Source organism: Halolamina sp. CBA1230, assembly GCF_002025255.2.
Classification (GTDB): Archaea; Halobacteriota; Halobacteria; order Halobacteriales; family Haloferacaceae; genus Halolamina.
The window spans coordinates 48,997-69,838 of sequence record NZ_CP054589.1 but is presented as its reverse complement, the minus strand read 5'-3'; the positions used below and the strand labels follow the sequence as shown (position 1 = coordinate 69,838).

Below are 20,842 nucleotides of genomic sequence, written 5' to 3'. Positions count from 1 at the left end.
CCTATCGCAAAAGAGATGGTTATTCCCCTCACACTATCCACATAATTGAGGATGGCTGTACTGGACGATCTCTCGGGGTTCGAGTTCGAGGACGTGATGGAGGACGTGTTCCGGAACCTCGGCTACGAGAACGTCCGCCAGGCCGATCGTACGGCTGACGAGGGGCGCGACGTCATCATGGAGGAAGTCGTCGACGGCAGGCGGCGCGCGATCATCGTCGAGTGCAAGCACACGGGGACGGTCGGGCGGCCGGTCGTCCAGAAGCTCCACTCGGCGATCGCGACGTTCGACTTCGACGGCCCGAAACGCGGAATGGTCGTCACGACCGGCCGGTTTACGAACCCTGCTCAGGAGTACGCCGACCGCCTCCAGCAGAACGACGACCCACATCCAATCGAGTTGCTCGATGGCGAGGATCTCCGGGAGATCGCCGACGAGATCGGCCTCGACCTCTACAACGGTCGCATCGAGATTCTCTGCGACGAGACGCTCCGCCCGTACGATCCGGCCGCCGACGTCGACGCGCCAGTCACGGAGGCGTTCCGCGACATCGAGAACATCGAGGCCGCCGACCTCCCAGACCCACACTCATCGGTGACGTTCCGCCCGGTGGTCGCTGTCACCGCGGACACGAACGCTGTCTTCGAGACGTCGGTGGGCGTCATCCACCGGATCAACGACCGGACTCGATTCGTCGCCCACGCCGAGCGCGGGCAGCCACAGGTCGTCGACGAAGACTTCGCGACGCTGGTCACCGAGAACCTCCACGCGACGGTCGACCTCGACACCGAGCAGTTCGGAGAAGTATTCGACGACGTTGAGGAGCGCCGGTTCGGCCAGACCCAAACGGAGTACAAGGAATGGGCCGTCGAGCGGCTCCAGCAACACCACACGACGACGGTGACCTACACCGGCGACAACAACGTCACGTACAACAAGACCTGCGAGCCGAACCGCTCGGACATCTCGGTCCAGTCGATTGAGCCGGTGTACCTCCCCGAGGTTCTGCACACGACCGACATCCAGGAGTACACCTACCCCTACGAGTACTACGCGGCAGGCCCGTCACGAGTGACAGCCGAGGATGGCATCCACCGCTGCGTCCATTGTGACACGAGCGGCACCGACGAGACGTACACCTACTGTCCGAACTGCGGGGCCATCGCCTGCTCCAGTCACATCAAAACGGAGCGGCTGGAAGGCGAGCCGGTCTGTACGGGCTGTGCGAGGACGGAACGGTTCGCGCTGAAGACGAAGTACTTCTACAACGAGGAGAACCTCGAAGCGTTCCGCGAGGAGTACGCCGCGATGCCGCTTCACGAGAAGGCGATGGAGAACAAGTGGCTGGCCGGGGGAAGCGTTGTCGCGACGCTGCTGATCGTCGTCGGACTACTCGTCATCGGCGGCATCATCTGAGCGGGCTAAGCGTTCACGCCGGCTCAGCGACGATCTCTTCGAGCGCCTGCTCAAGCGGGCCGTGGAACTGCCAGCTGGCCCGCTCGAAGGCTTCCTCGGTCGGACCATCCCAGCGCGGGAAGGCGGAGTGACCACTCACCTTGACGGTCCACTCGGACGGCTCCTCGAACGGGTTCCGGGTCGGGAGCTCGACGACGTAGAGGTACTCCTCGTCGCCGTGAATGCCGTCGGCTGGGTTCTCGACGCCGTGTCCGAGCAGGAACATCGGCCGGTCGAGGTGCTCCATATTGTCCGGCTCGAGGAGATCCGAGGGGTGGTCAGCGTGGATGCTCCGGTCACGCCCTTCGTCCACGTAGAGGGTCATCGTCGAGAGCGTGTCGAGAAACAGGAACTGGGCAGCGGCGTACGCAGGCCCGCGCTCTGTTCGTGTCTCGTCGAGCAGCTCCTTTAGCTGGACAAGGTCACGGAGGACGCTGTCGGGATAGCCATCCGAGTGACGGTAGATCTGTGCGATGCGGTCGGTTTCGGACTGTTCGATTGCGGGCTCGATCCGTTGGATGAATCGGAGTTGACTTCGTGTCGACATCGATCACCGCCGACGCGTGTGCGCCGGCACCCATCGCCGGCGCAGAAACAAGATCACATATCTGTAGACGTCAACTTGCAACGAGCTACGGAACCTTCAAGTCATATCGGGATATTTAACATTCAGATGTCCTCGTCAGTAAATTACTGCTCATATTTTCAATCTGAAATCCGAGGATCAGTAAGATTGGTCGTATCTTCAACTGTCATCTCCCAAAGTACCGATACATCTGGTTCTGGATTCCCGACAAGGGCCTGTCGTCGGATATCCATCGGGATACTTTCGAAAAGAGATTCGAACGCATCTGGATCTAAATTAGGAGCCGATCCTTGTGCGTAGTTCCCTGATTTGTAGTATTTGACAATCCGAAAATGAGGTACTTCACTGACAACTTCGCCAGTTTCATCGTTAGTAAGCCATTTCATCCGGAATGCCCTCTCAGAACCGTCTGTCAGGGCTGTCCGAGCAATATTCTTAGTCGTCTGATTCTGTATATTTGAATACTCGTCAACTTCATAGAGCGCATCAAGAAATCGCGGGTAGGATACTGAAGGATCGCCGAAAGCCGCTTTCCGAACCGATAATGGTACCTGGTTCAGTAATTCCTCAAATTCAGTCGTGGACATCCATCCAAGTCGAGATTTTGTGGCATTGTTAGAATCCTCCCAGGTGATTGTGATTTCATAGCTAGAGTTCGTGTCTGAGGAGTCTGGAGAAGGCCGCATCCACATACGCTTATGCGGGGCTTCATTGTTTTCAGCGACTATTACCTCAAGCTGATCGTAGAGAAGAGCTTGTCCAAACTCCTTCCACAGATACGGATCTTTCCCCATCTCTGGGCGAGGTGTATTAGCACTATTTTGCGCTTTGACCGCATCATTTAGCGCCGCATAGATCGCGCCCCAAGTAACGGTCCCCAAACGTGGTGATTCCGGGTTTCGGGGAATTCCTAACCAATGACGGTATTTAGACATCTGGCCAGCGCGAAGCTGATCACTGTAAGTTTTCACTTCGATTCCGATAAGACGAGACCGGTTGTCTGGTCCAACAAGTTCAAGATACCCGTCTATTGTGCTGTCGGCGGTCTGGTCTGGATCGGTTTCTGTTGCGACTTCCTCTCCGTAACGAGAAATTCCAAGGAGATATCCTTCCCCTCCCGCTTCTAATTTTTCCTGTACTGAACCAGTATGAAGGGAGACTTGAGAGTCAACACTTGACAGTTTGTAGTCTGTCCATTGCTCGTCCGGGAACCCCCTTGAAAGAAGCCACCGTAACAACTGACTGTCGGTATCTTGAACAACCTTTAGTAGATTCTTTGTGATGTTATTCTCTAGTTGCTTATTAGTATCATCTCCTGCATGCTGATAGAGAAAAATATTATCCCACTTTTCATTCATGGGCTCTCTGTAACAACGATTTCTCATTAACTTGGCGGACTTCCCAAACCATAAACTAAAGAATGGTCACAAGTTAGGGGGAAGGCTTCGTCAGTCCTTACTTATGGACATTTCAGCAATTGGCCGAGTCGACTACGCAAGATGGGAGACTTCGTCTGGCGGCTCGACGTCGTCGAACTCCCCGCGCTCTACAGGTTCCCAGTCTTCACCCGACTCTGGACTCCACCAGTCGACCTCGTAGGCGCCCGGTGCGCCGAGGATCTTCACGCGCGCCGACCCACCAGGCAGGTCGCGGCGCAGTTTATCGTCGATGTGAAGGTTCCAGGTCGTGGTTGTATCGAAGCAGGCGAGCACGGCCTCCTCGTAGCCGCGTGTCTCTCGGGATTCCTGGAGTTCGACCTGGGTGTTGCAGTTCTTGCAGAACACCCCCTCGAACGGGATGTGAGTGAAGACCTCCTGCCCGCAGACGGGACACCAGAGGAACTCGAACAGTGCCTCGCTGTGTCGGTCAAGTACTTCGAGACTCATTGGTTGACTCACCCGGTCGTACCGGGCCACCACCTCGTGCCCGGCCGAAAAACAGCGGCCAGCGGGGATCCACCCGCTCACCGTTCGGCGCCGTGAACTGTCTCGAGATCGGTCCTCGAAACTTCCCGTGGATTAGTCGGACACTCCCACGACGCCATCGGTCTGATAGCCTCGAACGGCATCGTGGGTCACGGTCGGGGCGTCCACGGCCCCCGATGCCTGCCGTCGCACCGTCCGCACAGTGGGAAGGCTGTTGAGAGCAGGCACAGTCCACTCTTGATGCTCTTCGATACCTTTCACGGCGATATTCACGCTTGCACTCCGGTCGGCGTGATCTTGATGCGAACAGGACTGGCACTTGAACCGCTTCTTGTGACGGTTCGATCGTTCCGTATGGCCGCACATCGGACAGCATTGACTCGTGTATTCGGGATTGATCCAAGCCGTCGGAATACTCGCGAATGCTGCCTTGTAGGACGTGTAGTGCTGAAGCGCGCGGAACGGGAGGCGGTGCAAGCGTCGGTTCATCCGCGTGCCGTAGTCGAGGCCGTCGCGCATCTCTTTGAGGTCTTCAAAGACGATGCACGGCTTCTCGAACTGACGGCTCCACTCGACGATATGACGACTCACTTTGTGGAGTCGGTCGCGGACAAACCGTTCCTCACGTCCTTCCAACGTGTCGTGGATGCTGTCCTTCCTCGCGTTCTGCACGCGCTTCCGCATCGTGAAATAGCGGTGGCGCTTGAACTTGATGTCCGGAAATTCGATAACGACTGTGTCCTCGACACTGCCCTCGGAGAGTGCAGTCAGCGCCACATTATCCTCGTTGACATCCACGCCAACGACTGTCCGTGAATTTCCCTTGTCTCGAACGGTCCCCTCGGAGCTGGTAACGTTGATGTGCAGCTCGGCGTTGCCGTTCCGGAACAGGGCTTCCGCCGTCCCAATCGTCCACGCATCGCTTTCGAGTGCGGTCTTGAGAATGTCGAGATGAGCGTCATCACCATCGAGGACGCCCTTGACGTGCTTGTAGGGCTTCGCGCTGATCCGGAACGCCACGTCGCCGTCGTCGGTGAGTGACAGGTTGTACCCCTCCTCGTAATTCGCCCGGAGCGGGTACATTCCGTCTTTGGTGTGGCTGGGTTTGTTGTAGTCGTCATACTCGTAGTAGTTCTCCATCGCACCGAGTGCTTTGGCGACGACGCGCTGCATCGTGTTTTTCACGAGGCTGGCGTCCCTGGCCACGCGGTCGGGAATGGCGTCCCAATCCACACCTTCCTTGGCGAGTCGGATAGATTGGTTGTATACCGACCTCGCTTCGAGGGTGGCGTCGTACAGCAGGCTCTCATTGTCGCTCTGGATGTCGAGCTGGAAGTCCAGCGTCTTGATGAGAGCCTGTGAATCAGTCATTCTTCGTCTTGTTCGGTTGGTTCTGAGGTACGGACGACTTTCACGTCAGCCCCACGCCAGCGTTTGGGGACGGTGACGTGGGCGCTGTTCCCGAACTCCTTGACTTGGCCGTCGAGAACTTCCTCGCCGTCGATTTGAAACCGATTCGCCATATCGGTGTATATCCTTTGGATATACTTAATTGGATCGGTGGCTGATCCTCCATATAAGCGAGAAGCGAACGAACCACGCACACCTGTTCCTTAGCGGAACGTACGGCCATCACTCTCGAAGCTAAGCCCTGAGTCACGGCGTAATCCGTCTGTAGACGATGCGTGAGGGGGCTTCGTACCCACAGTCGGGGCAGTCGTACCATCGCTGGACTTTCGCCCCGTCTGCTGCCTTCTCGCCGACGCGAACGTCGTCGTTCGGACACTCCGGGCAGCTGAGGTCCGGGACCGGCCGCTCCCGGAGTTCGTCACGGAACGACGTCGCGTCCTTCGTCTCGTACCCCCGCGACCACACCGGGTAGCCGTCGATGAGGATTGCTCCGCGCCACTTGTACCGGTAGGAATCCGGGGCTCGATGCAGGACGGCTCGCGCACCGGTCTCGGTGTTCCGATACGCAAGCGTCGGCGAGCGGCTCTCGCGTCGCCAGTTGGTGATCCTGGGCATTATTCAGAAGTGGACGTCAGCGGGCACGATCCAGAGCTCTTCACTCTCCTCGAGGAGTCGATCCAGCTGTCCTCGGTGGCGAATGCCGGTTCCGTGTTCGGTGTACAGGAAGATCGTCGGGCCGTCGTACGCACCGACCTGGTGGAAGGCGTGCCGGACGAGGTCCTCGTCGCGCATGATCTCCTCGTCGGAGAGCTCGTCGACGGCCTCCTTCACCCGGTCGAGATTACGCTTGAATTCCTCCTTCGTCGCCTTCCAGCCACGCTCGAGCAGGTCTTGGCCGTCATCAGAGGCGACGGGGGCTGCAGTCGGGAGCTCACCCCATCGCGCCTTCCCCGCAACGGACGTGTCCTCCTCGTTGAAGGTCACGAAATAGTCGAATACTGCGCAGGAATGCGGCTCAGAGCCGACTAACCGATTGAACACCGTTTTCCCTGTAGCCAATGCTTCGTTTTCTGTCGATGCCTCTACGAGCGCGTAGATGACCATATGCATCTGAACCACTCCAACGCCCGTCGGTACAGTCACCGAAGCGCGCCATTCTCTTGCTGGCGCGAATAGACAGCTACCGGAGAAGACGATGATTCAGAGGCAGTACGGAACAGGCCTCACTCAGAAGGATAGATTCGCTCAGTACAGAAAATGTCCTTACCGGCCCACAGTGATTCAGTCACTCTGAGACTTCCGACAGAGCCAGATATAGCAAGACCTCAGCCGGTTCAACTCATCAGGGCAAATAACTGCGAAAGCAACAGATCTCGGCCTACTGCGACCACGCCACCGTATAGAGCGACCGTGCCCAGCATTAGAAACCAAATCGCCAACGGTGTTGGGCCGGTGGTGAACGTCTCAACGGCCAACTGTTCGGAGAGGACACCCACATAGGTCAGTATCCCGGAAACGAGTGCGTAAGCGAATAGTGTGACGACTTCAATCCCAATCTCCCATACTCCCGAAGTCATGTACTAACGTTCGTGCTATCGGTAAAATCGCTTTCGACCTCGAAAGAGGTAAACGTCAGCATTCCGTTTCCCGACGCGATATGGGGAGATACGGAAATATTGACTATCCGTCGTTCGTCAAGCGGGGCGTGCTGGTCGGGTTGGTTCTCATGTTTGTGGGTGAACTCGGAGGATACCTCGCAGAGAACTACATCTCGGTGCCGGGCTGGGAGGAGACGTTATTCCTCTTGCTTGCCGGGGTAGGGCTACTACTGTTCGCCACGAGCCCCATTCTGTTCGGAATCGTACTCCCCCTAACGGAGTAGAACCGGGCCCGTTCGGAATCCAGACGCCTGAATACAACACTGCGTACTCCTCTTAATCAAATAGGACCAATATCCCTGATTGCGTCAATTCTCTCGTCCTCGTCGAATGTAACGTATTGACGTCCACCTTGAAGTGAGGCTCCTCCACGCTGGACGATGGTCCACGGGAGTGACTTACGGGTTTGTGCGCTGTTCTTTGGGATTTGTCCCGAGTTCAGGGGCGTCTGTGGTCGAACGCCACTCGTGATTGTCCCACTGGAACCGCACGGGCCGCGCCATCGGCCTGACTTGCTGCTCGGTGTTCCGCCGGAGGAACGTCTCTGCGGCTGTGAGATCGGCGTGTCCCTCGAACCCGCAGGGACAGGTCAGTGTCTCTCGATGCCGAACCGTCCCGTCCTGCTCTCCGCACTCCGGACACGTCTGGCTCGTCCAGCCTCGTGTCCGGAATGTGGGACGCCTCGCCGGTTGGCCGCAGTTCTGCTAAGTCAGTATATCGGTTGTGCATCGGTTGGCTCATAGCTTCTGTCGGTATCGCATTTCAACGTCCGGACGTTCTCGCTCGCAACGTACTCTTGGTTATGCAAGAGGGTACAAACATATGCGAGTTCAGCGCCAACACTGTCGTAAGAGGTGCCACGCATGTCCGAATCCTCGCGAGATGGGGTCCAGTCGTGGAGTGAGTCGATGAGCGCACGCGACCGTATTCGTGCGGTCGCTGAGACGCTTCGCGAACCGCGGTCGGTCAACTGGATTAGCGAGCAGGCCGACGCTGCCTGGAATACGACCAACGAGGAACTCCAGGATCTCGTCGACCAGGGCCAGCTGCGCCGCGTCGAGGCCGGTGAGACGACGCGCTACCAGCCGGACTATACGCGCCTGCTCTTCGAGGAGATCCGGACGCTCATCGAGGAGAACACGCGCGAAGAGCTGCGCAACGAATTGGCCGCGATCACCGAGGAGATCGAGGAGTGGCAGGCGACCTACGACGTTGAGACGTGGGAGGAGCTCGAACAGTCGCTCGCTGACGGTGACCTTGCAAGTGCCGAGCTCCGCGACCGTCGCGACGTGATCACGCAGTGGGAGGAGAATCTGGAAGACCGTCGCCTCATCAAGCACGCGTTGGCGCTCTACTCGGATGTCGAAGCCGCTCGTGAGCAGATGATGGACGTGGCTGACCGTGCCATCCGCTAATCCCGCCTCATGGCGGGTTTGAGGCGCTATTCAGCTGCTCTCCATCGTCGTCCTCGTACGCTGCCCGCCACATCGCATGAACTGCACGCGTTACGAGTGACACCTCGGTCACGTCGATACAGGACGGCTCGGCGTCCGTTGTCGCCGCCTCCGACGGCGGATGGAAATGGATCTCGGGAGAGTGTGTGTTCGGGTGGCGATCGAAGCGCCAATTGACGCCGTCGCTATCGACGTAGTGGAACGAATACATCCCCAGTTCGCTCCACTGGATATCGAGCCGAGCGCTCTCGGCGTCGCCGAGCCCATCGCTGAGACTGATCTGCAGTTCCGTGGGGGCGACAACATCGTCGTACGCCGTGGCGTCGACGAGCGGCTCGAGTTCGAGCCAAAGGTCACGAATCCGCTGGAGCGCCGGAAGATAGATCGGCCCGAACTCACCGGCACGGTCGTTACCGCTCATACGGCGAGCTGGTGGCTGGCCTCATCGTAGGCGAGTGCAGCTTGCGCGACGGCGAGATTCTGTCGCGTCGTCCGCCACGCGGTGAGGTCGTCCCAGCCTGCCGTCTCGTCGGCGTCGAGTTGTTGGGCGAGTTCCTCGGGTGAGACCACATCGTAGCGATCCTCATAGCGCCGGATCTCGGCCTTCATCTCTTGGATACTGTCGAGTAACTTCGGCCGGTCGACTTCCTCACGCAACTCGCGAATCCGGGACATCAACACCCGGTCGCTATTGCGCTTGTACAGCGTCGTTTGGCCGTCCGGTTCCGTCTCGGCGAACCCTGTGTTCACCAGCGTCTTGCAGTGGCGACGTGCCGTCGGCTCACTCACGAGCGCTCGATCGGCGATCTCGGCAGCCGACTGCCCGTCGTGGGTCTGTTCGACGATTTCGTACACACGTTCAAACGGTGTTGTGTCGTCTTTCCAGTCCGCTTTGACCTGTTCGTTGACGTCATCCCACGTCTCGGTCATACTGGGTGCTACGTATTGCGTGCGCAAATAGTTTTCTGAGGAAATTATCCGTTCTTCCTAACGGTTGTGGCTGCGCGCGCAGCGAAGTCCTCGTGAGCGCAGCGAACGAGGGCACGTGAGACGAGCGAGGCGAGTCTCACGGAGCGAGCACGGAGCGGAGGGGGGGCGGTGGGGCTTGGGCCGGTCCGGAATCCAGCAAAATGAGGGCTGCTGTTCTCCCAACAAACTACCCTGCTGGCAAATATCGTCTTGAACACCGTGATTACCCGGTAGAAGCGCAACTATTGGTGACAAAAAGACTCTGAGAATTCTTTGACGGCCTCCCATTCCTAAAGGAGTGGGCTTTGGGGAAGTGTTAACCAACAAATCCGTGATTTCTCGTTTGTACTGTTGGTTAAAAACCGACAGTGATTCTGAAGTTCGAAGGCCAATACCGCCTTACTCCACGACGGAAAGCAACGTGTCGCGATGATTCCGGACTGTCTCAACCGTCACCCCTGCCGCCGCCGCGGCGGCAGCTTGCGTCAACGGCGCATCGTGGGCACACGCCGCCATGTACAGGCAGCCGGCAGCGAATCCCGCTGGATGTACGCCAGTCGTGACGCCGGCGTCGACGGCCTGCGTAGCAAGCGTCTCCGCCCGACGTCGAACGATGTCGGTGCAGCCGAGGTCGGAGGCGAGCCGGGGGACGAACTGTGTCGGTCGTACTGGCGGCGTCGGGAGGCCCAGCTCCTCGTTGAGCACGGTGTAGGCGTTCTCGACACGATCCTGCGGAACTTGTGCCATCGGCGCCACGTCGGCGATGAGCCACGATTGTCCGTTGCACCGACAGGCGCCGAAGACGCTCGCCGCCGCCACCGCCTCGATGGATCGTCCTTTGAGGAGTCGTTCGTTCTGTGCCGTCCGGAACAGCTGGCACGCTTGGTCACGTACTGAATCCGCGAGCCCGAGTGCACTCGTGATCCGTCGGATCTCCGTGAGGCCGTGCCCGAGGTTGCGCTCCTGCTTGGATCGCCAGCGTCCTCGGGACTGCTCGCGACGCATCCGCGCAAGGCGCCGCCGCTTCTGGCTCGAGGCGTCAGTATCCGTCGCGCCTCGTCCGGTGCCGATTACCGTCGATAGTCCGCGGTCGTGCCGTGCTGGAGTGAGTGGTGCCCCTGTTCGCTTTGCCGAATCGTCGTCGCCGTACCACTCCGGTCCGCGGTCGATCGACTGCTCGTCGATGACGAGTCCGCAATCTGCACACACCGTTTCGGCTGCATTCGTTCGTACCGGGCCCCCACACTCGGGACACGGCTCAGTTGTACCACGCTGGACATCTTCGTCGAACGCACGCTCGTAGGGTTCACTCGTCGTCATCGGTCTCACCTGATCGAGGGCACGCCAGTTCGGCGCGCCCCGCACCCCTCGTGGGGGAAACAAACCTGGTCGCGCACCCCTTGCCGCGGTTTGAGGGATAAATCTCAGACCCGATCTCGAGGTCGTGGCTGCGCGCGCAGCGACGGTAGGAGCGAGCACGGAGCGGAGGGTGGGGCGGCGGGGTCAGGGTCGGTCCGGCACACAGCAAAAAAGAAGGTTGCTCCGACTGGCTATGCTTCCCACCAGCGACCGCGCTCCGGGAAGTGGATGATGCTCCACCCCGTCACAGCCACCGAAATCCGGCCCTCGTACCAGTTCGTGGCCGCCTCGTGGATGCGCACCCTCTCGCCTTCTTCGATCCACGGTGCGTCCGATGCCTTCCAGATCGTCACCTTCGTTTGCCCGCTCTCGTCCGCGATCAGCCCGACTTGCTGGATGGCCGGTGAATCACTGTCCCAGAGGGTCTTCACATGGCCTTCGATCGTGACGGTGCCGCGATCGACGTCCTCGAGGGCGTCGATGGGCACGGTGCCTCCCGGAGCCGTCTGCAACTCCTCGAACACCCGCACGACCGCACTCGTCATGTCTGTGCCGTCGACGACCGCTTCGGCCAGGCGTCGACTGATCGCCGCACGCGACCAGCCATCCAACCGCGTTGCGAGTCGGTCCGCTTCCGTGTTTACCGTCGCCAGTTCATCCTGGGAGAGCTCCGCCCGGGGATCATCCCGTTCGGGGTCGGCCATCGGGTCCACGCTCGCGGCACGCTTCTGGAACTCCCGGCGACGCTTCGTACTTCCTTGCGCGGCGACCTCCCGCGTCCGTTCCTCCCGACCGTCCTGCGTTCCCAGCTCGGCCTGGGCACTGATGCGCTCCAGTTCGGCTTCCCGCGCCCGAATGCGCTCCTCCTGTGCGAGGGTGACACCGTGAATCCGGTCCTCGCTCGTGTCCGCGATCCCGTCCGGGTGGTTCGCATCCACCTTCGCCTGCGTCTCCTGCTCGACCGCGGCCTCGAACTCCGGCGTCTCGTCGACGACCGGGAAGCCGTCCTCATCGACCGCCTGACCGCCCGCTTTCTCGAATGCCTGTTCATCGACCGAAACTACATTACTGGTAACGTTGTTACTTGACATTGGTCTCACCACAGACCTGAAGGCGCTCACGCGCCCGACACCGCGATGCCTCTACATCGCGGATTTCCTCGACGACACCGACCGACAGAACCATCTGCGCGCTCTCGCTCGCGCCTTCGCGAGCGCCCTGTGGGCGCGAGCGAGAGCGCGCCTGCATGCGGTGGCCCCAACCAGCACCGCGCGCCGACCCGCCCGGAGCGAGCGGCCAGCGGGATATGCCCGCTCGTGTCCGGCCCGATGTGCGGGTCCGTGTCCAGGGCGACTGTCGCCGAGAACGCGCGCCGCGGTGTGGCGCGCGACAGCGCAGGCGGCACCAAGCGCTGGAACGCGAAAGCCCGCAAGGGGCGCAACCGACGGGGATACCCGCTGGCGCCGAGGGCACATCCATTTTAGCCCGGAACGGGCGCGGGCGGTGCGGAGAGCGCCCGCACGCCCGGAATGGTCGGTCGCGAGCGACGCGGAGGGCGGAACGCGGCGAGCGGGGCGGGCCATAACGGACACACCTGTCCACCCAGCCGCGACACTCAGCGACCCAACTACTGCCCTGGCGGACTCAGAAAGGGCGAGGCCGTCTCGGTCACCGGGAGAGCAGGCTCTCCCGAGCTAATGGGCGGCGCGCCGCCCGTGAACGGCCGAGGGCCTTCATCGTGTTTCTCACCCAGCAACCTCAGCTGAGTCAATCATACTCGTTGCGAGATAGCGAAGTTATTTAAATATCGGTTCGTATCTACGCAACAGATGCTTACCGAAGGCGAGGTTCGCGCGCTCACCGTCCTTCACGGTGAGCAGACAGTCTCCGAATTTGCGACCCAGTTGGACCGCAGTCTCAGCTACACGTCTGAACTTGTCGATCGTCTCGAAGCGACCGGACTCGTCGAGACGCGTCGACAAGGGAAAACAAAGCAGATCCGGCCATCGGACGCGAAAGCACTCGAACTTCTCGCAGACATCACCCAAGAGTATTCGCACATCGACTGGCCTGAACTGTTGTCGGGTGCGACGCTCCGCGTTCTCTACTATCTTGAAACACCGCGGGTCGTAATGGAGCTCGCACGCCGGGCCAACATTCATAGGAGTACCGTCCATCGCGCCCTCGATCCACTTCAGCATCGAGGGATCATCTACGAAACTGACGAGGATGCATATGTGCTGAACGAGGGATTCGAACAACTGAGTACGCTTGCTCGGGAACTCGTTCACCACGACCATCGCCAGACCGTCGAACAACACACCGACATCTACACGATTCTCTGGGAGTCACTCGACGAGTTCCTCGTCCAGACCGCAGATGAGATTCCCGCCGAGGACTTCCTTTCGACGGGGCCAGAGTGTTTCCAGACCTACGACCTGCCCCTTCTGGTTCGCGACCGTCGGTACTATTTCCATTCAGAGACGATGAATGATCTCTCGCCGGCGATGCTGTGCTGTCATATGCTCGTAATCGATTCGGGCGCACGTACCCAGTCATACTGTCTGCTCCTGCTCAGCCACGTTGACGTCGACCGTGACGAACTGCGTGACCAGGCCACAAAGTACGGCGTCGACGATCTCGTCGAGGACTTGCTCACGTACCTCGACACGAGTGGCGAGGAGCGGGCATCTCGACTTCCCGAGTGGGAAGAATTCCAAGAATTGGCTGAGGACTACGGGGTGTCAGCATGAGGGCGCGATTCGACAGTTCGTACATTCGGTCGGAGCTCGAGCGCATCGGCGAGCAGCTAGACGACCCGCTCACTGTCTTCTTGATCGGCGGTGGGGCAATGGCGTTCCAGGATCTCAAGACCACTACCAAGGATATCGATCTCATCGTCGCATCCGGTGATGACCTCGGGCAGTTCCAAGCAGTACTGCTCGAACTTGGTTACGATATCGTTCGGGAACCGGACGAAGAATACGAAGCGCTCGGTGCTCAGCGAATCCTCGAAAACGATGATGGGTGTCGAATCGACATCTTTCACCAGCAGGTAATCGATAAACTGGTTCTTTCTGACGGGATTCGGAAGCGTAGCGAGCGGTACCTCAACCCCAGCAACTTGGTGGTCGAACTCGTGAGCCCAGAGGACATCTTCCTATCTTGATACAGCGAGAGAATCCCGCCCTTTCCGCGAAGGACGAGCGTTCCCACGCTCTGTTGGAACCGAGGACTGAGCAGGGCGGGAGTGAATCGCGTACGCTCTAATACGACACCACGAGGTAACAGCCGGGCCGGATATTCTACGTTCACTTTCACTCCGATAACCCACAACTTACCAGTCTGGCATACAACAGGCTATGTATGGCGAATCAGGGCACTCGCACCTACGTTGCTTCCATCCGCAACCATCAACAGGTGCGTGACGACCTCGATTCGCTCGGATTCGCTGCCTCGAAGCTCTGGAATATCGCCCGGTGGACGTGTGACCGTATCTGGGCCGAAACTGGCACAATACCAGATCACGGTGTTCTCAAAGCGTACCTCAAGAATCACGAACGCTACGCGGATTTGAACGCACAATCCAGTCAGGCAATTCTCGAAGAATTGGCTGAAGCGTTCGAGTCGTGGTATGCACTCCGTGAGAATGGCGACGAGAACGTGAACCCACCCGGCTACCGCAAACATGGCGACGACCATCCACGCTCGACGGTCACGTTCAAAGAGGATGGATTCAACCACGATCCCAAACACAACCGGATTCGCCTCTCAAAAGGGCGGAATCTGAAAGATGGGCGTCGAGACTTTATTCTCTGTGAGTACGCTGTTGACCCGGATGTGACCGTCCAGAACGTCCAGCAAGTCCGGGCAGTCTGGACCGGCACCGAATGGGAGTTGCACATCGTCTGCAACGTTGAGATTGATGACTCGGACGCACCCGGCGACCGAGTGGCAGGTATCGACCTTGGTATTTGTAACTTCGCCGCCGTTGCGGTTGGCGACGACGCTTTGCTGTATCCCGGTGGCGCACTCAAAGAGGACGATTACTACTTCCAGAAAGAGCGAGCGAAGTGCAACGATAATTCCTCCCGCAAAGCACAACGGCTGGACCGCAAGCGAGAGACTCGCCGGACACACTTCTTCCACGCTGTCTCGAAGGACATAGTAGTCGAGTGCGCCGCCCGAAACGTTGGGACGATTGCTGTGGGGGATCTGAATGGTATTCGCGAGGACACCGACTGGGGTGACCACGGCAACCTCGATCTACATGGGTGGGCGTTCGACAGGTTCACGAAGATGCTGGCATACAAAGCCGCTGAACACGGTATTTCTGTTGAGCGCGTGGATGAACGCGGTACGTCCAAGTCCTGTGGTTCCTGCGGGACCACCGATGGCAGCCAGCGTGTCGAACGCGGGCTGTACGTCTGTGAGGAGTGTGGGCTGGTCGCTAATGCTGACGTGAACGGAGCCGAAAACATCCGACAGAAGGTACTCCCGAATCTCGCCTGTGATGGGGGAGATAGGGATAACGGCTGGATGGCACAGCCAGCGGTTCGCCTGTTCGACAAATCCACGGGCAGAGTACGCCCACAAGAGCAGGTGGCCTGCGAACCATAATCTCCTAACGCTCAGGAAACCGCGCCGTTCACGGCGCGGAGGATGTCATCCACTGTCGACGTTTCACACGTCGGACCCGTACACCTGTTCGGACGTCTCCTCTCGTGCCTCTTCGACGGCTCGTTCGAGGTCGTCTGCATCGACTTTCTCGCCGAGTGCTGTAAGCTCGGCGGCGATCTCACTGGCAGACTCGTGGCTCTGTTCAGCTTCAGCGAGCAGCTGCTCCAGCCGGAGTGCGGCGATCGCTGTATCGTCATTAAGCTCGCGGAGATGGGCGCGGCAGGCCTCTTTGATGAATTCGCTCTTGTTGGTGTAGATCCCCGTTTCATCGAGGAACCGCTCGATCTCGGTGTCGAGCTCAACTGGGAACTTGACGCTGACACTCGCGTATTTCATTGTAGTACCATCGTACTACGAGTATTTGAATACTGGCTGCCCGTGAGGGGAGGTTCTCAGGACGAGATGTAGTCGATCAACTGGCTGGCCACATCCTTGGTGCGATCGTCGACGAGAGAGGTCAGGTAGTGCTCGGCAAGTCCTCGAACGCAGTCACTGTACGTCCTCCATCTCGTCGGTCTGGAGGTCTTCGAGAGGTGCCTCACCGTATTGTTCGTCTGCCGTCTCGTAGTGTCGGTGGAGCTGGTAGGCAGATTGAAGCCGTTCCTTGTCGTCCGTGATCGCCCAGTACGGGCGCTTGTGCCGCACGAGACCGCGTTCCTTCAATCGCGAGAGAATCGCACTGACGGCGTCTGTATCCAGCCCGAGTTGTTCGGCGATCGTTGCCGCCTTCCACGCCCGGTCGTCATTCTTGTCGAGGAACAGCACGATTCGCTCGGTATCATTCCGCTCCTCGAATTCGTCGGCGTCAGCGTTCTCGAACTCGTCGATATCGATGGTACCGCTCGACATAACCTAGTGTTGGGGGTGTTGGAATATAGCCATTTGGGATGTTTGCTACCGTGGATGGGGTGGTTCCTTCTTGCGCTCAGATACATCCCTGGCGGGACGTGCTGCCGACTATGAGTCACTGATCACTCCAGTTTAATTTCACATTGCGTAACAGTAGCCCGAATTTCGTTTGGATCGAATTCCGGATTACTGCCTGTGGGCGGGGCTGTCTGCGCTGGATAAGGGACAATCCACTCGTCACTACCTGATGGGTGGACTGTTGTGACGAAGCATTCGAGATAGTCCCCTACTGTGAGTTGATGGGCGTCGAAGAAGGAGGGCGGGATTTCCTTCAGTGGCCGTGGACGGGCTTCACCCCACAGGAGCCTTCCTAGGAAGCACCGAAGCGTTTGTACACTTTGCATACGAAGTAAACAGTATGGGGACGATCTCGACACGCGTTCCCGACGAGCTGGAAGCCGAACTCGAGGCATATCTCGAGGAGGAAAAGCTCGACCGGAGCACGGCCGTTCGGAAACTCCTCTCCGAGGGGCTCGAAGAGTGGCGTCGCGAACAGGCACTCGATCAGCTTGCGGCCGGATCCATCACATTCAGCAAGGCGGCTGAGCTGGCCGGGATGTCGGTCTGGGATTTCGTCCAGCTTGCCAAAGAACGTGATATCACCTGGGTGGCGGACGACCATCTCGACGCAGATCTTGAGGCGTTGTGAATGTGGGTCTTCGACACCACGCCGCTCATCTACCTCGCGAAGGTCGACCGACTCATACTTGTCGAGCACTTGGAAACGACGTGTATTATTCCTGAACGCATCTACGAGGAGGTCGTCGAAACCGGTCTCGACCAGGGATATCCGGACGCCCGTCACATCGAGCGCAGCGTCGATGCCGACAGGTTTGATATCGTGTCAGTGGAGACTACCCCGCTGCTGTCCCGTCTCCAGGATAACAGCAACCTCAGCGACGCCGATATCGCTGTTCTCGCCTGCGCCGACACCCACGATGGCGTGGCCGTGATGGATGAGACGTACGGCCGTGACGTCGCAGCGGCTGAGGGAATCACAACCCGGGGGACGGCATATCTCGTGCTGAAACTCGCTAGCGAGGGAACACTCAGTGTCGACGATGCCCGAACCGTAATTGATGCAATGATCGACGAGGACTGGTACTGCGCTCCTGATGTCTACGCGAAGATCGTCCAGAAACTCGACTCGCTGGCCGAATGATCTGCCCCCGCTGCAGCACGGAGGGAACGATCCATAGCGAGAGTCCGTTCTTTGGTCTGTTCGAGTGCCATCACGAATATGGTTACTAGTCTGATACCATCCACTCGACTACATGTGGATTTTCGCCTCGCTACCACTGCAACTGACTGAATCTGTTGCACGTCGGTGACTTTTCCGAATGTATTAACCAACGTTACGAATTCATGACCTACATTTGTTGGTTAATATCTGGAGCACCATCTTGGTAGATGAAAGACTGGAGTAGTCGCTGGAGACCGACGACGAGAATGTCCTCTGGCAGCTTACGAATAGGCGTCGTTGAACTCCCGTTCACGGCGCATCAGCTCTTCGACACCGTGCTCAAGAATACCCCGCCCCATTTCCGTCGGCCGATAGTACGTGTAAAAACCCTGGCTGTCAGCGGTCCGTCGCTGGCGCTTGTCGACGAGCCCGACGTCGACGAGTTCGTCGAGATGGTAGTGGAAATTGTGGGATTCGACATCCACCGCGGCCTTGAGATCGGCAGCACTCAGTTCGTCGTTGACGACGAGCGTGCGGAGGATCCGGAACCGCGTCGGCTGGCCGATCGCCTGTTGCATCGCGAGGTACTCCTCGAGCGTCAGTCCGCTCTCTTCGGGAAGCGGCGGGTCCGGCTGACGAACCTCCTCTGTTGGCTGGCGATCGGTTTCGGACATTTAGGGGGTGCCTCAAGTCCTACGTTGGGACGCCACGTACTTAGTCGTTCTCGACTAGAATATTCCTGAAAACACCGAGATTTATATATTACCGTTCCGAATCAACGAGTCGAATGCGGCAACGGATTATCGACAATCTCCCCCGTGCCGCCGGTGATTCAGATGCGCTCGCTCCAGTCCGGCGGGAACAGTTTCTCGTCTATCTGATGGGCCCATACCGGACATTCGACGTCGACGCGCTGCTGCCGGCGGACGCCGATGTCGAAACCGATGCCCCATCGTTTGCGACGTGGGACGAGACCAGCGGCGAGTACGCCGAAGACGAGGTGTTGCGGCTCCTGCAGGAAACGCGGGACTGCCTCCGCGACCGCGGGTTTAATGCTTTTCTCGCAATCGACGTCGGGATTCCGCTCGACGAGATGGATGCCGCCACACAGAGTATCGCCTTTGCGCAAGCGAGTAATGCAACGATCTTCATCGCTCCACAGGTCGGCGACAACCTCGGTGTCGGGATCGAGATCGGGAGCGTCCTCGAGGATATTCTGTCGACAGCTGGAATGCAGGGATCAGCAGCCGATGCAACGCCACCAACGCGTTCGCGACGGGTTATGGTCGCGACCGAACCATCGGTTCGAAGTGCGATGCTTGGCGCCGTCCACGCGCGCTGGGACGCCAGTGTTCGGACGTTCGCCGATGCCGCGGACTGCTGTCGGCTCTGCGCACAGTTCAGCACCCACATTCAGAACGAGGAGCTCTATGGATCGCTCGACCGTCTGGACTGATCGGCCTCGCGGTCACCCGGAAAGACCTCTTCGCCGGAGTTGCTCCGAGAGTTACTCGACTCCTAATACTCACTGATCACGCGGTGTTCCTGGGTGTCGGTGATGAGAGTAGCGTCCGAGAGGAGTTCCTCTGCCTCGTCGAGAAGCGTGTGCCAACTCACGCTGAATGGCATATCTGGATGCATGACGCCAGGAGCACAAAACTCCGCGGCTAACGCTCTTTCCCCGACACACGTTCCAGACGAGTCTATTCGAGTGAGCTACCGTCCACTGTTTTGCTCGTCACCTTCGAGCGCGTCCCGAAGCCCGTCTGGAAGTCGGGAAAACGGCTTCTCCGCGTGAAAGGCGACGTTCTCGTAGGCCTGCTCGACGTGTTTTCGCTTCGAGTCCTCATATTCCTCGGCAAGCGCTTCCAGTTCGTCCATCATGGACCGGAGTTGGTCCTCGGCTTCGAGTATCTCGGCGGTCAGCGCCAGTTCCTTGATCGCCTTGGCGGCAGCGCGTCGCACGCGGCCGTCGTCGTCGCGGAGCGCGTCCACGTAGAGGTCCCACAGTCGTTCGCGGTGGGTCGCGATCTCGTCGAGCGTCCACTCACCCGGTAACGCCTCGTCGGTGAGGTCCGAACCGACCGTTCGATAGGCCAGGCGCGGATACAGACCGGCCGCAAAGCGAATCACGGACTGTCGCTGGTATCCATCGTCGGCCTCGTAGAGGTCGCGACACATCTCGAAACACTCGTCGAACAGGGCGGCTCGTTCCTCGAGTTCGGTATTCTCGATTTCGTCGATCGCCCGATTCACGCGCTCGGTGTCGCCCGAGGAGAGCGCGTCGGCGAACACCTCGCGAGTGTGATCCATACACGTTGTTGGTCGGATGGCGGCGTAATTCCTCGGATCGGGCTTCGAGAGGATCTCCGTTCCTCACCCGGCGGCGTCGTCGACGTAGTCTTCACGCCACCAGACGGCCCGGCCCGCAGGCGACCTGACCTGTACCGCCTGTAGAAGTCACCGAACTGCTCGAGGATACTGCCTAACGAGCTGAGGTGAACGACCGGAAGACGATCCAACCTCGCGACCTGTAACTGACGCGTGACGATTACCCCTCTCTGAGCGGCGTGGGTGGGCCGCTCGCTGTGAATCGAGCGACGGTTCCACAGGTTGGACACTCGTCGACGAACGCACAGACTCGAAGCGGGGTTTCTACCTCACGAATGCCACTGCACACGGAGCACTCGAACGTGGTACGATACCGGACTGACGGACGGTGGTGTTGTCGCCGTGGGTGTGGGTTTGACGCTGCTGACGATGTCGGTGTGTCTTCTCGGGGTGTTTCGGACTGGTCGTGATCGAGCTGCCAGGCCGAATCGGGAAGCGTATCGTAGATACGATCCGGCTTACTGATGCCCATATCGAGAACACCAGGCTCGGCTGGCTCGCGTGCGTCGTCTGATCGGGATCCATCGACTGAGCTACTGTTGACGTGTGACGCATCTCGGTGACCCAGAGGATTCGTCTGTGCCCACGCACCGAGTTCGACGGCCTCTGCCTCCTCGTAGAGCACGCCGTCGATGGCAGCCGCCAGTTCGGCGAGTGGCTCGGAAATCTCGGACTCCCCGTGTTTCTCGACAGCGTGCTCGAACAACCATTCTCGGAGCGTCGCTGCAGTCTCTCTATCGACTGTGTATGATGGAACAGCGTTCATTCGTCTCTCACTCCGTTCCTCTTGGATGCGACAAACCACACACCGTCTCTATCCCCGTTGATGAGACTTCAGACAGGTGGTAGTGAGGTTGTGGCTG

At 59.0% G+C, this 20,842-nt stretch carries 24 protein-coding genes and 3 pseudogenes; 10 read left to right on the top strand and 17 right to left on the bottom strand.

What is annotated here, in order from left to right:
• Window positions 1–51: 51 nt before the first annotated feature.
• Window positions 52–1,416 (top strand): restriction endonuclease, encoded by a 1,365-nt coding sequence (locus B4589_RS16830; protein WP_079235383.1) that lies wholly within the window; start codon window positions 52–54, stop codon window positions 1,414–1,416.
• Window positions 1,417–1,429: 13 nt separating this feature from the next.
• Here the strand turns inward: B4589_RS16830 and B4589_RS16825 are convergent, their stop codons facing one another.
• From B4589_RS16825 to B4589_RS16795, 7 genes are all read right to left on the bottom strand, one after another.
• The gene (locus B4589_RS16825; RefSeq protein ID WP_079235384.1) at window positions 1,430–2,002 is read right to left on the bottom strand and encodes a hypothetical protein; all 573 of its coding nucleotides are present in this window, start codon (window positions 2,000–2,002) and stop codon (window positions 1,430–1,432) included.
• A 158-nt stretch (window positions 2,003–2,160) separates the two neighbouring features.
• Window positions 2,161–3,399: a hypothetical protein gene (locus B4589_RS16820; RefSeq protein WP_143414402.1), complete on the bottom strand. Its 1,239-nt coding sequence runs from the start codon at window positions 3,397–3,399 to the stop codon at window positions 2,161–2,163.
• Window positions 3,400–3,531: 132 nt separating this feature from the next.
• Entirely contained in the window at window positions 3,532–3,927 is a 396-nt protein-coding gene (locus B4589_RS16815; protein WP_079235386.1) for a hypothetical protein, read from the bottom strand.
• 132 nt (window positions 3,928–4,059) lie between these two features.
• Window positions 4,060–5,337 (bottom strand): RNA-guided endonuclease TnpB family protein, encoded by a 1,278-nt coding sequence (locus B4589_RS16810; protein WP_079235387.1) that lies wholly within the window; start codon window positions 5,335–5,337, stop codon window positions 4,060–4,062.
• Window positions 5,334–5,489, bottom strand: coding sequence for a DUF2080 family transposase-associated protein (locus B4589_RS16805; RefSeq protein WP_143414403.1), 156 nt, complete (start codon window positions 5,487–5,489; stop codon window positions 5,334–5,336). Before B4589_RS16805 ends, B4589_RS16810 begins: the two co-directional genes overlap by 4 nt.
• Before the next feature lie 133 nt (window positions 5,490–5,622).
• Window positions 5,623–5,991, bottom strand: a complete 369-nt coding sequence (locus B4589_RS16800; protein ID WP_079235388.1) for a hypothetical protein — start codon at window positions 5,989–5,991, stop codon at window positions 5,623–5,625.
• A 3-nt stretch (window positions 5,992–5,994) separates the two neighbouring features.
• Window positions 5,995–6,486, bottom strand: coding sequence for a hypothetical protein (locus B4589_RS16795; protein WP_079235389.1), 492 nt, complete (start codon window positions 6,484–6,486; stop codon window positions 5,995–5,997).
• A gap of 547 nt (window positions 6,487–7,033) precedes the next feature.
• On the opposite strand from B4589_RS16795, the gene B4589_RS16790 reads away from it, so the two are divergent.
• A complete protein-coding gene (locus B4589_RS16790) occupies window positions 7,034–7,258 on the top strand; it encodes a hypothetical protein (RefSeq protein ID WP_079235391.1) in 225 nt (74 codons plus the stop codon).
• Window positions 7,259–7,432: 174 nt separating this feature from the next.
• Here B4589_RS16790 and B4589_RS16785 read toward each other — a convergent pair.
• Window positions 7,433–7,699, bottom strand: a pseudogene (locus B4589_RS16785) (zinc ribbon domain-containing protein); the annotation flags it as partial.
• A gap of 198 nt (window positions 7,700–7,897) precedes the next feature.
• Between B4589_RS16785 and B4589_RS16780 the strand changes: the two are divergent.
• On the top strand, window positions 7,898–8,449 hold the full coding sequence (locus B4589_RS16780) for a hypothetical protein (protein ID WP_079235392.1): 552 nt from the start codon (window positions 7,898–7,900) through the stop codon (window positions 8,447–8,449).
• A gap of 7 nt (window positions 8,450–8,456) precedes the next feature.
• Here the strand turns inward: B4589_RS16780 and B4589_RS16775 are convergent, their stop codons facing one another.
• From B4589_RS16775 to B4589_RS16760, 4 genes are all read right to left on the bottom strand, one after another.
• Window positions 8,457–8,909 carry a hypothetical protein gene (locus B4589_RS16775; RefSeq protein ID WP_079235393.1) on the bottom strand — a complete coding sequence of 151 codons (453 nt, stop codon included), beginning with the start codon at window positions 8,907–8,909 and terminating at the stop codon, window positions 8,457–8,459.
• Window positions 8,906–9,418, bottom strand: coding sequence for a winged helix-turn-helix domain-containing protein (locus B4589_RS16770; RefSeq protein ID WP_079235394.1), 513 nt, complete (start codon window positions 9,416–9,418; stop codon window positions 8,906–8,908). Before B4589_RS16770 ends, B4589_RS16775 begins: the two co-directional genes overlap by 4 nt.
• Window positions 9,419–9,856: 438 nt before the next feature.
• Window positions 9,857–10,777, bottom strand: a complete 921-nt coding sequence (locus B4589_RS16765; protein ID WP_079235395.1) for a transcription initiation factor IIB family protein — start codon at window positions 10,775–10,777, stop codon at window positions 9,857–9,859.
• 230 nt (window positions 10,778–11,007) lie between these two features.
• Complete coding sequence (locus tag B4589_RS16760; protein ID WP_079235488.1) at window positions 11,008–11,907, bottom strand: DNA-binding protein; 900 nt, start codon at window positions 11,905–11,907, stop codon at window positions 11,008–11,010.
• Between the two features lie 738 nt (window positions 11,908–12,645).
• Here B4589_RS16760 and B4589_RS16755 point away from each other — a divergent pair.
• The 3 genes and pseudogenes from B4589_RS16755 to B4589_RS16745 all read left to right on the top strand — a co-directional run bounded on the left by B4589_RS16755 (window position 12,646) and on the right by B4589_RS16745 (window position 15,436).
• Entirely contained in the window at window positions 12,646–13,569 is a 924-nt protein-coding gene (locus tag B4589_RS16755) for a winged helix-turn-helix domain-containing protein (protein ID WP_079235396.1), read from the top strand.
• Window positions 13,566–13,979, top strand: a pseudogene (locus B4589_RS16750) (hypothetical protein); the annotation flags it as partial. The gene B4589_RS16755 and the pseudogene B4589_RS16750, both read left to right, overlap by 4 nt.
• A gap of 203 nt (window positions 13,980–14,182) precedes the next feature.
• Window positions 14,183–15,436 carry an RNA-guided endonuclease TnpB family protein gene (locus tag B4589_RS16745; protein WP_079235397.1) on the top strand — a complete coding sequence of 418 codons (1,254 nt, stop codon included), beginning with the start codon at window positions 14,183–14,185 and terminating at the stop codon, window positions 15,434–15,436.
• 63 nt (window positions 15,437–15,499) lie between these two features.
• Here B4589_RS16745 and B4589_RS16740 read toward each other — a convergent pair whose 3' ends face one another.
• Both B4589_RS16740 and B4589_RS16735 read right to left on the bottom strand, forming a co-directional pair.
• The gene (locus tag B4589_RS16740; protein ID WP_006183391.1) at window positions 15,500–15,832 is read right to left on the bottom strand and encodes a hypothetical protein; all 333 of its coding nucleotides are present in this window, start codon (window positions 15,830–15,832) and stop codon (window positions 15,500–15,502) included.
• Between the two features lie 153 nt (window positions 15,833–15,985).
• Window positions 15,986–16,345, bottom strand: coding sequence for a helix-turn-helix domain-containing protein (locus B4589_RS16735; protein ID WP_079235398.1), 360 nt, complete (start codon window positions 16,343–16,345; stop codon window positions 15,986–15,988).
• 418 nt (window positions 16,346–16,763) lie between these two features.
• Between B4589_RS16735 and B4589_RS16730 the strand changes: the two genes are divergently transcribed.
• Both B4589_RS16730 and B4589_RS16725 read left to right on the top strand, forming a co-directional pair.
• Window positions 16,764–17,054: a UPF0175 family protein gene (locus tag B4589_RS16730; protein WP_079235399.1), complete on the top strand. Its 291-nt coding sequence runs from the start codon at window positions 16,764–16,766 to the stop codon at window positions 17,052–17,054.
• On the top strand, window positions 17,055–17,567 hold the full coding sequence (locus B4589_RS16725; protein WP_079235400.1) for a DUF3368 domain-containing protein: 513 nt from the start codon (window positions 17,055–17,057) through the stop codon (window positions 17,565–17,567). It abuts the gene before it with no gap.
• A gap of 302 nt (window positions 17,568–17,869) precedes the next feature.
• Here the strand turns inward: B4589_RS16725 and B4589_RS16720 are convergent, their stop codons facing one another.
• Window positions 17,870–18,262, bottom strand: coding sequence for a helix-turn-helix domain-containing protein (locus B4589_RS16720; RefSeq protein ID WP_079235401.1), 393 nt, complete (start codon window positions 18,260–18,262; stop codon window positions 17,870–17,872).
• 113 nt (window positions 18,263–18,375) lie between these two features.
• Between B4589_RS16720 and B4589_RS16715 the strand changes: the two genes are divergently transcribed.
• Window positions 18,376–19,044, top strand: a complete 669-nt coding sequence (locus tag B4589_RS16715; protein ID WP_079235402.1) for a hypothetical protein — start codon at window positions 18,376–18,378, stop codon at window positions 19,042–19,044.
• Between the two features lie 260 nt (window positions 19,045–19,304).
• On the opposite strand, the gene B4589_RS16710 is transcribed toward B4589_RS16715, so the two are convergent.
• Window positions 19,305–19,901, bottom strand: a complete 597-nt coding sequence (locus B4589_RS16710; RefSeq protein WP_079235403.1) for a hypothetical protein — start codon at window positions 19,899–19,901, stop codon at window positions 19,305–19,307.
• A 143-nt stretch (window positions 19,902–20,044) separates the two neighbouring features.
• Here B4589_RS16710 and B4589_RS18080 point away from each other — a divergent pair.
• A pseudogene (locus B4589_RS18080) lies at window positions 20,045–20,125 on the top strand (DUF1931 domain-containing protein); the annotation flags it as partial.
• 14 nt (window positions 20,126–20,139) lie between these two features.
• On the opposite strand, the gene B4589_RS16705 reads toward B4589_RS18080, so the two are convergent.
• Window positions 20,140–20,745, bottom strand: coding sequence for a hypothetical protein (locus B4589_RS16705; RefSeq protein WP_079235404.1), 606 nt, complete (start codon window positions 20,743–20,745; stop codon window positions 20,140–20,142).
• Window positions 20,746–20,842 lie beyond the last annotated feature (97 nt).

Coding starts and splice junctions, on each gene's coding strand:
- B4589_RS16830 (WP_079235383.1), top strand. CDS start 52: ATGGCTGTACTGGACGATCTCTCGGGGTTCGAGTTCGAGGACGTGATG.
- B4589_RS16825 (WP_079235384.1), bottom strand. CDS start 2,002: ATGTCGACACGAAGTCAACTCCGATTCATCCAACGGATCGAGCCCGCA.
- B4589_RS16820 (WP_143414402.1), bottom strand. CDS start 3,399: ATGAATGAAAAGTGGGATAATATTTTTCTCTATCAGCATGCAGGAGAT.
- B4589_RS16815 (WP_079235386.1), bottom strand. CDS start 3,927: ATGAGTCTCGAAGTACTTGACCGACACAGCGAGGCACTGTTCGAGTTC.
- B4589_RS16810 (WP_079235387.1), bottom strand. CDS start 5,337: ATGACTGATTCACAGGCTCTCATCAAGACGCTGGACTTCCAGCTCGAC.
- B4589_RS16805 (WP_143414403.1), bottom strand. CDS start 5,489: ATGGCGAATCGGTTTCAAATCGACGGCGAGGAAGTTCTCGACGGCCAA.
- B4589_RS16800 (WP_079235388.1), bottom strand. CDS start 5,991: ATGCCCAGGATCACCAACTGGCGACGCGAGAGCCGCTCGCCGACGCTT.
- B4589_RS16795 (WP_079235389.1), bottom strand. CDS start 6,486: ATGCATATGGTCATCTACGCGCTCGTAGAGGCATCGACAGAAAACGAA.
- B4589_RS16790 (WP_079235391.1), top strand. CDS start 7,034: ATGGGGAGATACGGAAATATTGACTATCCGTCGTTCGTCAAGCGGGGC.
- B4589_RS16780 (WP_079235392.1), top strand. CDS start 7,898: ATGTCCGAATCCTCGCGAGATGGGGTCCAGTCGTGGAGTGAGTCGATG.
- B4589_RS16775 (WP_079235393.1), bottom strand. CDS start 8,909: ATGAGCGGTAACGACCGTGCCGGTGAGTTCGGGCCGATCTATCTTCCG.
- B4589_RS16770 (WP_079235394.1), bottom strand. CDS start 9,418: ATGACCGAGACGTGGGATGACGTCAACGAACAGGTCAAAGCGGACTGG.
- B4589_RS16765 (WP_079235395.1), bottom strand. CDS start 10,777: ATGACGACGAGTGAACCCTACGAGCGTGCGTTCGACGAAGATGTCCAG.
- B4589_RS16760 (WP_079235488.1), bottom strand. CDS start 11,907: ATGTCAAGTAACAACGTTACCAGTAATGTAGTTTCGGTCGATGAACAG.
- B4589_RS16755 (WP_079235396.1), top strand. CDS start 12,646: ATGCTTACCGAAGGCGAGGTTCGCGCGCTCACCGTCCTTCACGGTGAG.
- B4589_RS16745 (WP_079235397.1), top strand. CDS start 14,183: ATGGCGAATCAGGGCACTCGCACCTACGTTGCTTCCATCCGCAACCAT.
- B4589_RS16740 (WP_006183391.1), bottom strand. CDS start 15,832: ATGAAATACGCGAGTGTCAGCGTCAAGTTCCCAGTTGAGCTCGACACC.
- B4589_RS16735 (WP_079235398.1), bottom strand. CDS start 16,345: ATGTCGAGCGGTACCATCGATATCGACGAGTTCGAGAACGCTGACGCC.
- B4589_RS16730 (WP_079235399.1), top strand. CDS start 16,764: ATGGGGACGATCTCGACACGCGTTCCCGACGAGCTGGAAGCCGAACTC.
- B4589_RS16725 (WP_079235400.1), top strand. CDS start 17,055: ATGTGGGTCTTCGACACCACGCCGCTCATCTACCTCGCGAAGGTCGAC.
- B4589_RS16720 (WP_079235401.1), bottom strand. CDS start 18,262: ATGTCCGAAACCGATCGCCAGCCAACAGAGGAGGTTCGTCAGCCGGAC.
- B4589_RS16715 (WP_079235402.1), top strand. CDS start 18,376: ATGCGGCAACGGATTATCGACAATCTCCCCCGTGCCGCCGGTGATTCA.
- B4589_RS16710 (WP_079235403.1), bottom strand. CDS start 19,901: ATGGATCACACTCGCGAGGTGTTCGCCGACGCGCTCTCCTCGGGCGAC.
- B4589_RS16705 (WP_079235404.1), bottom strand. CDS start 20,745: ATGAACGCTGTTCCATCATACACAGTCGATAGAGAGACTGCAGCGACG.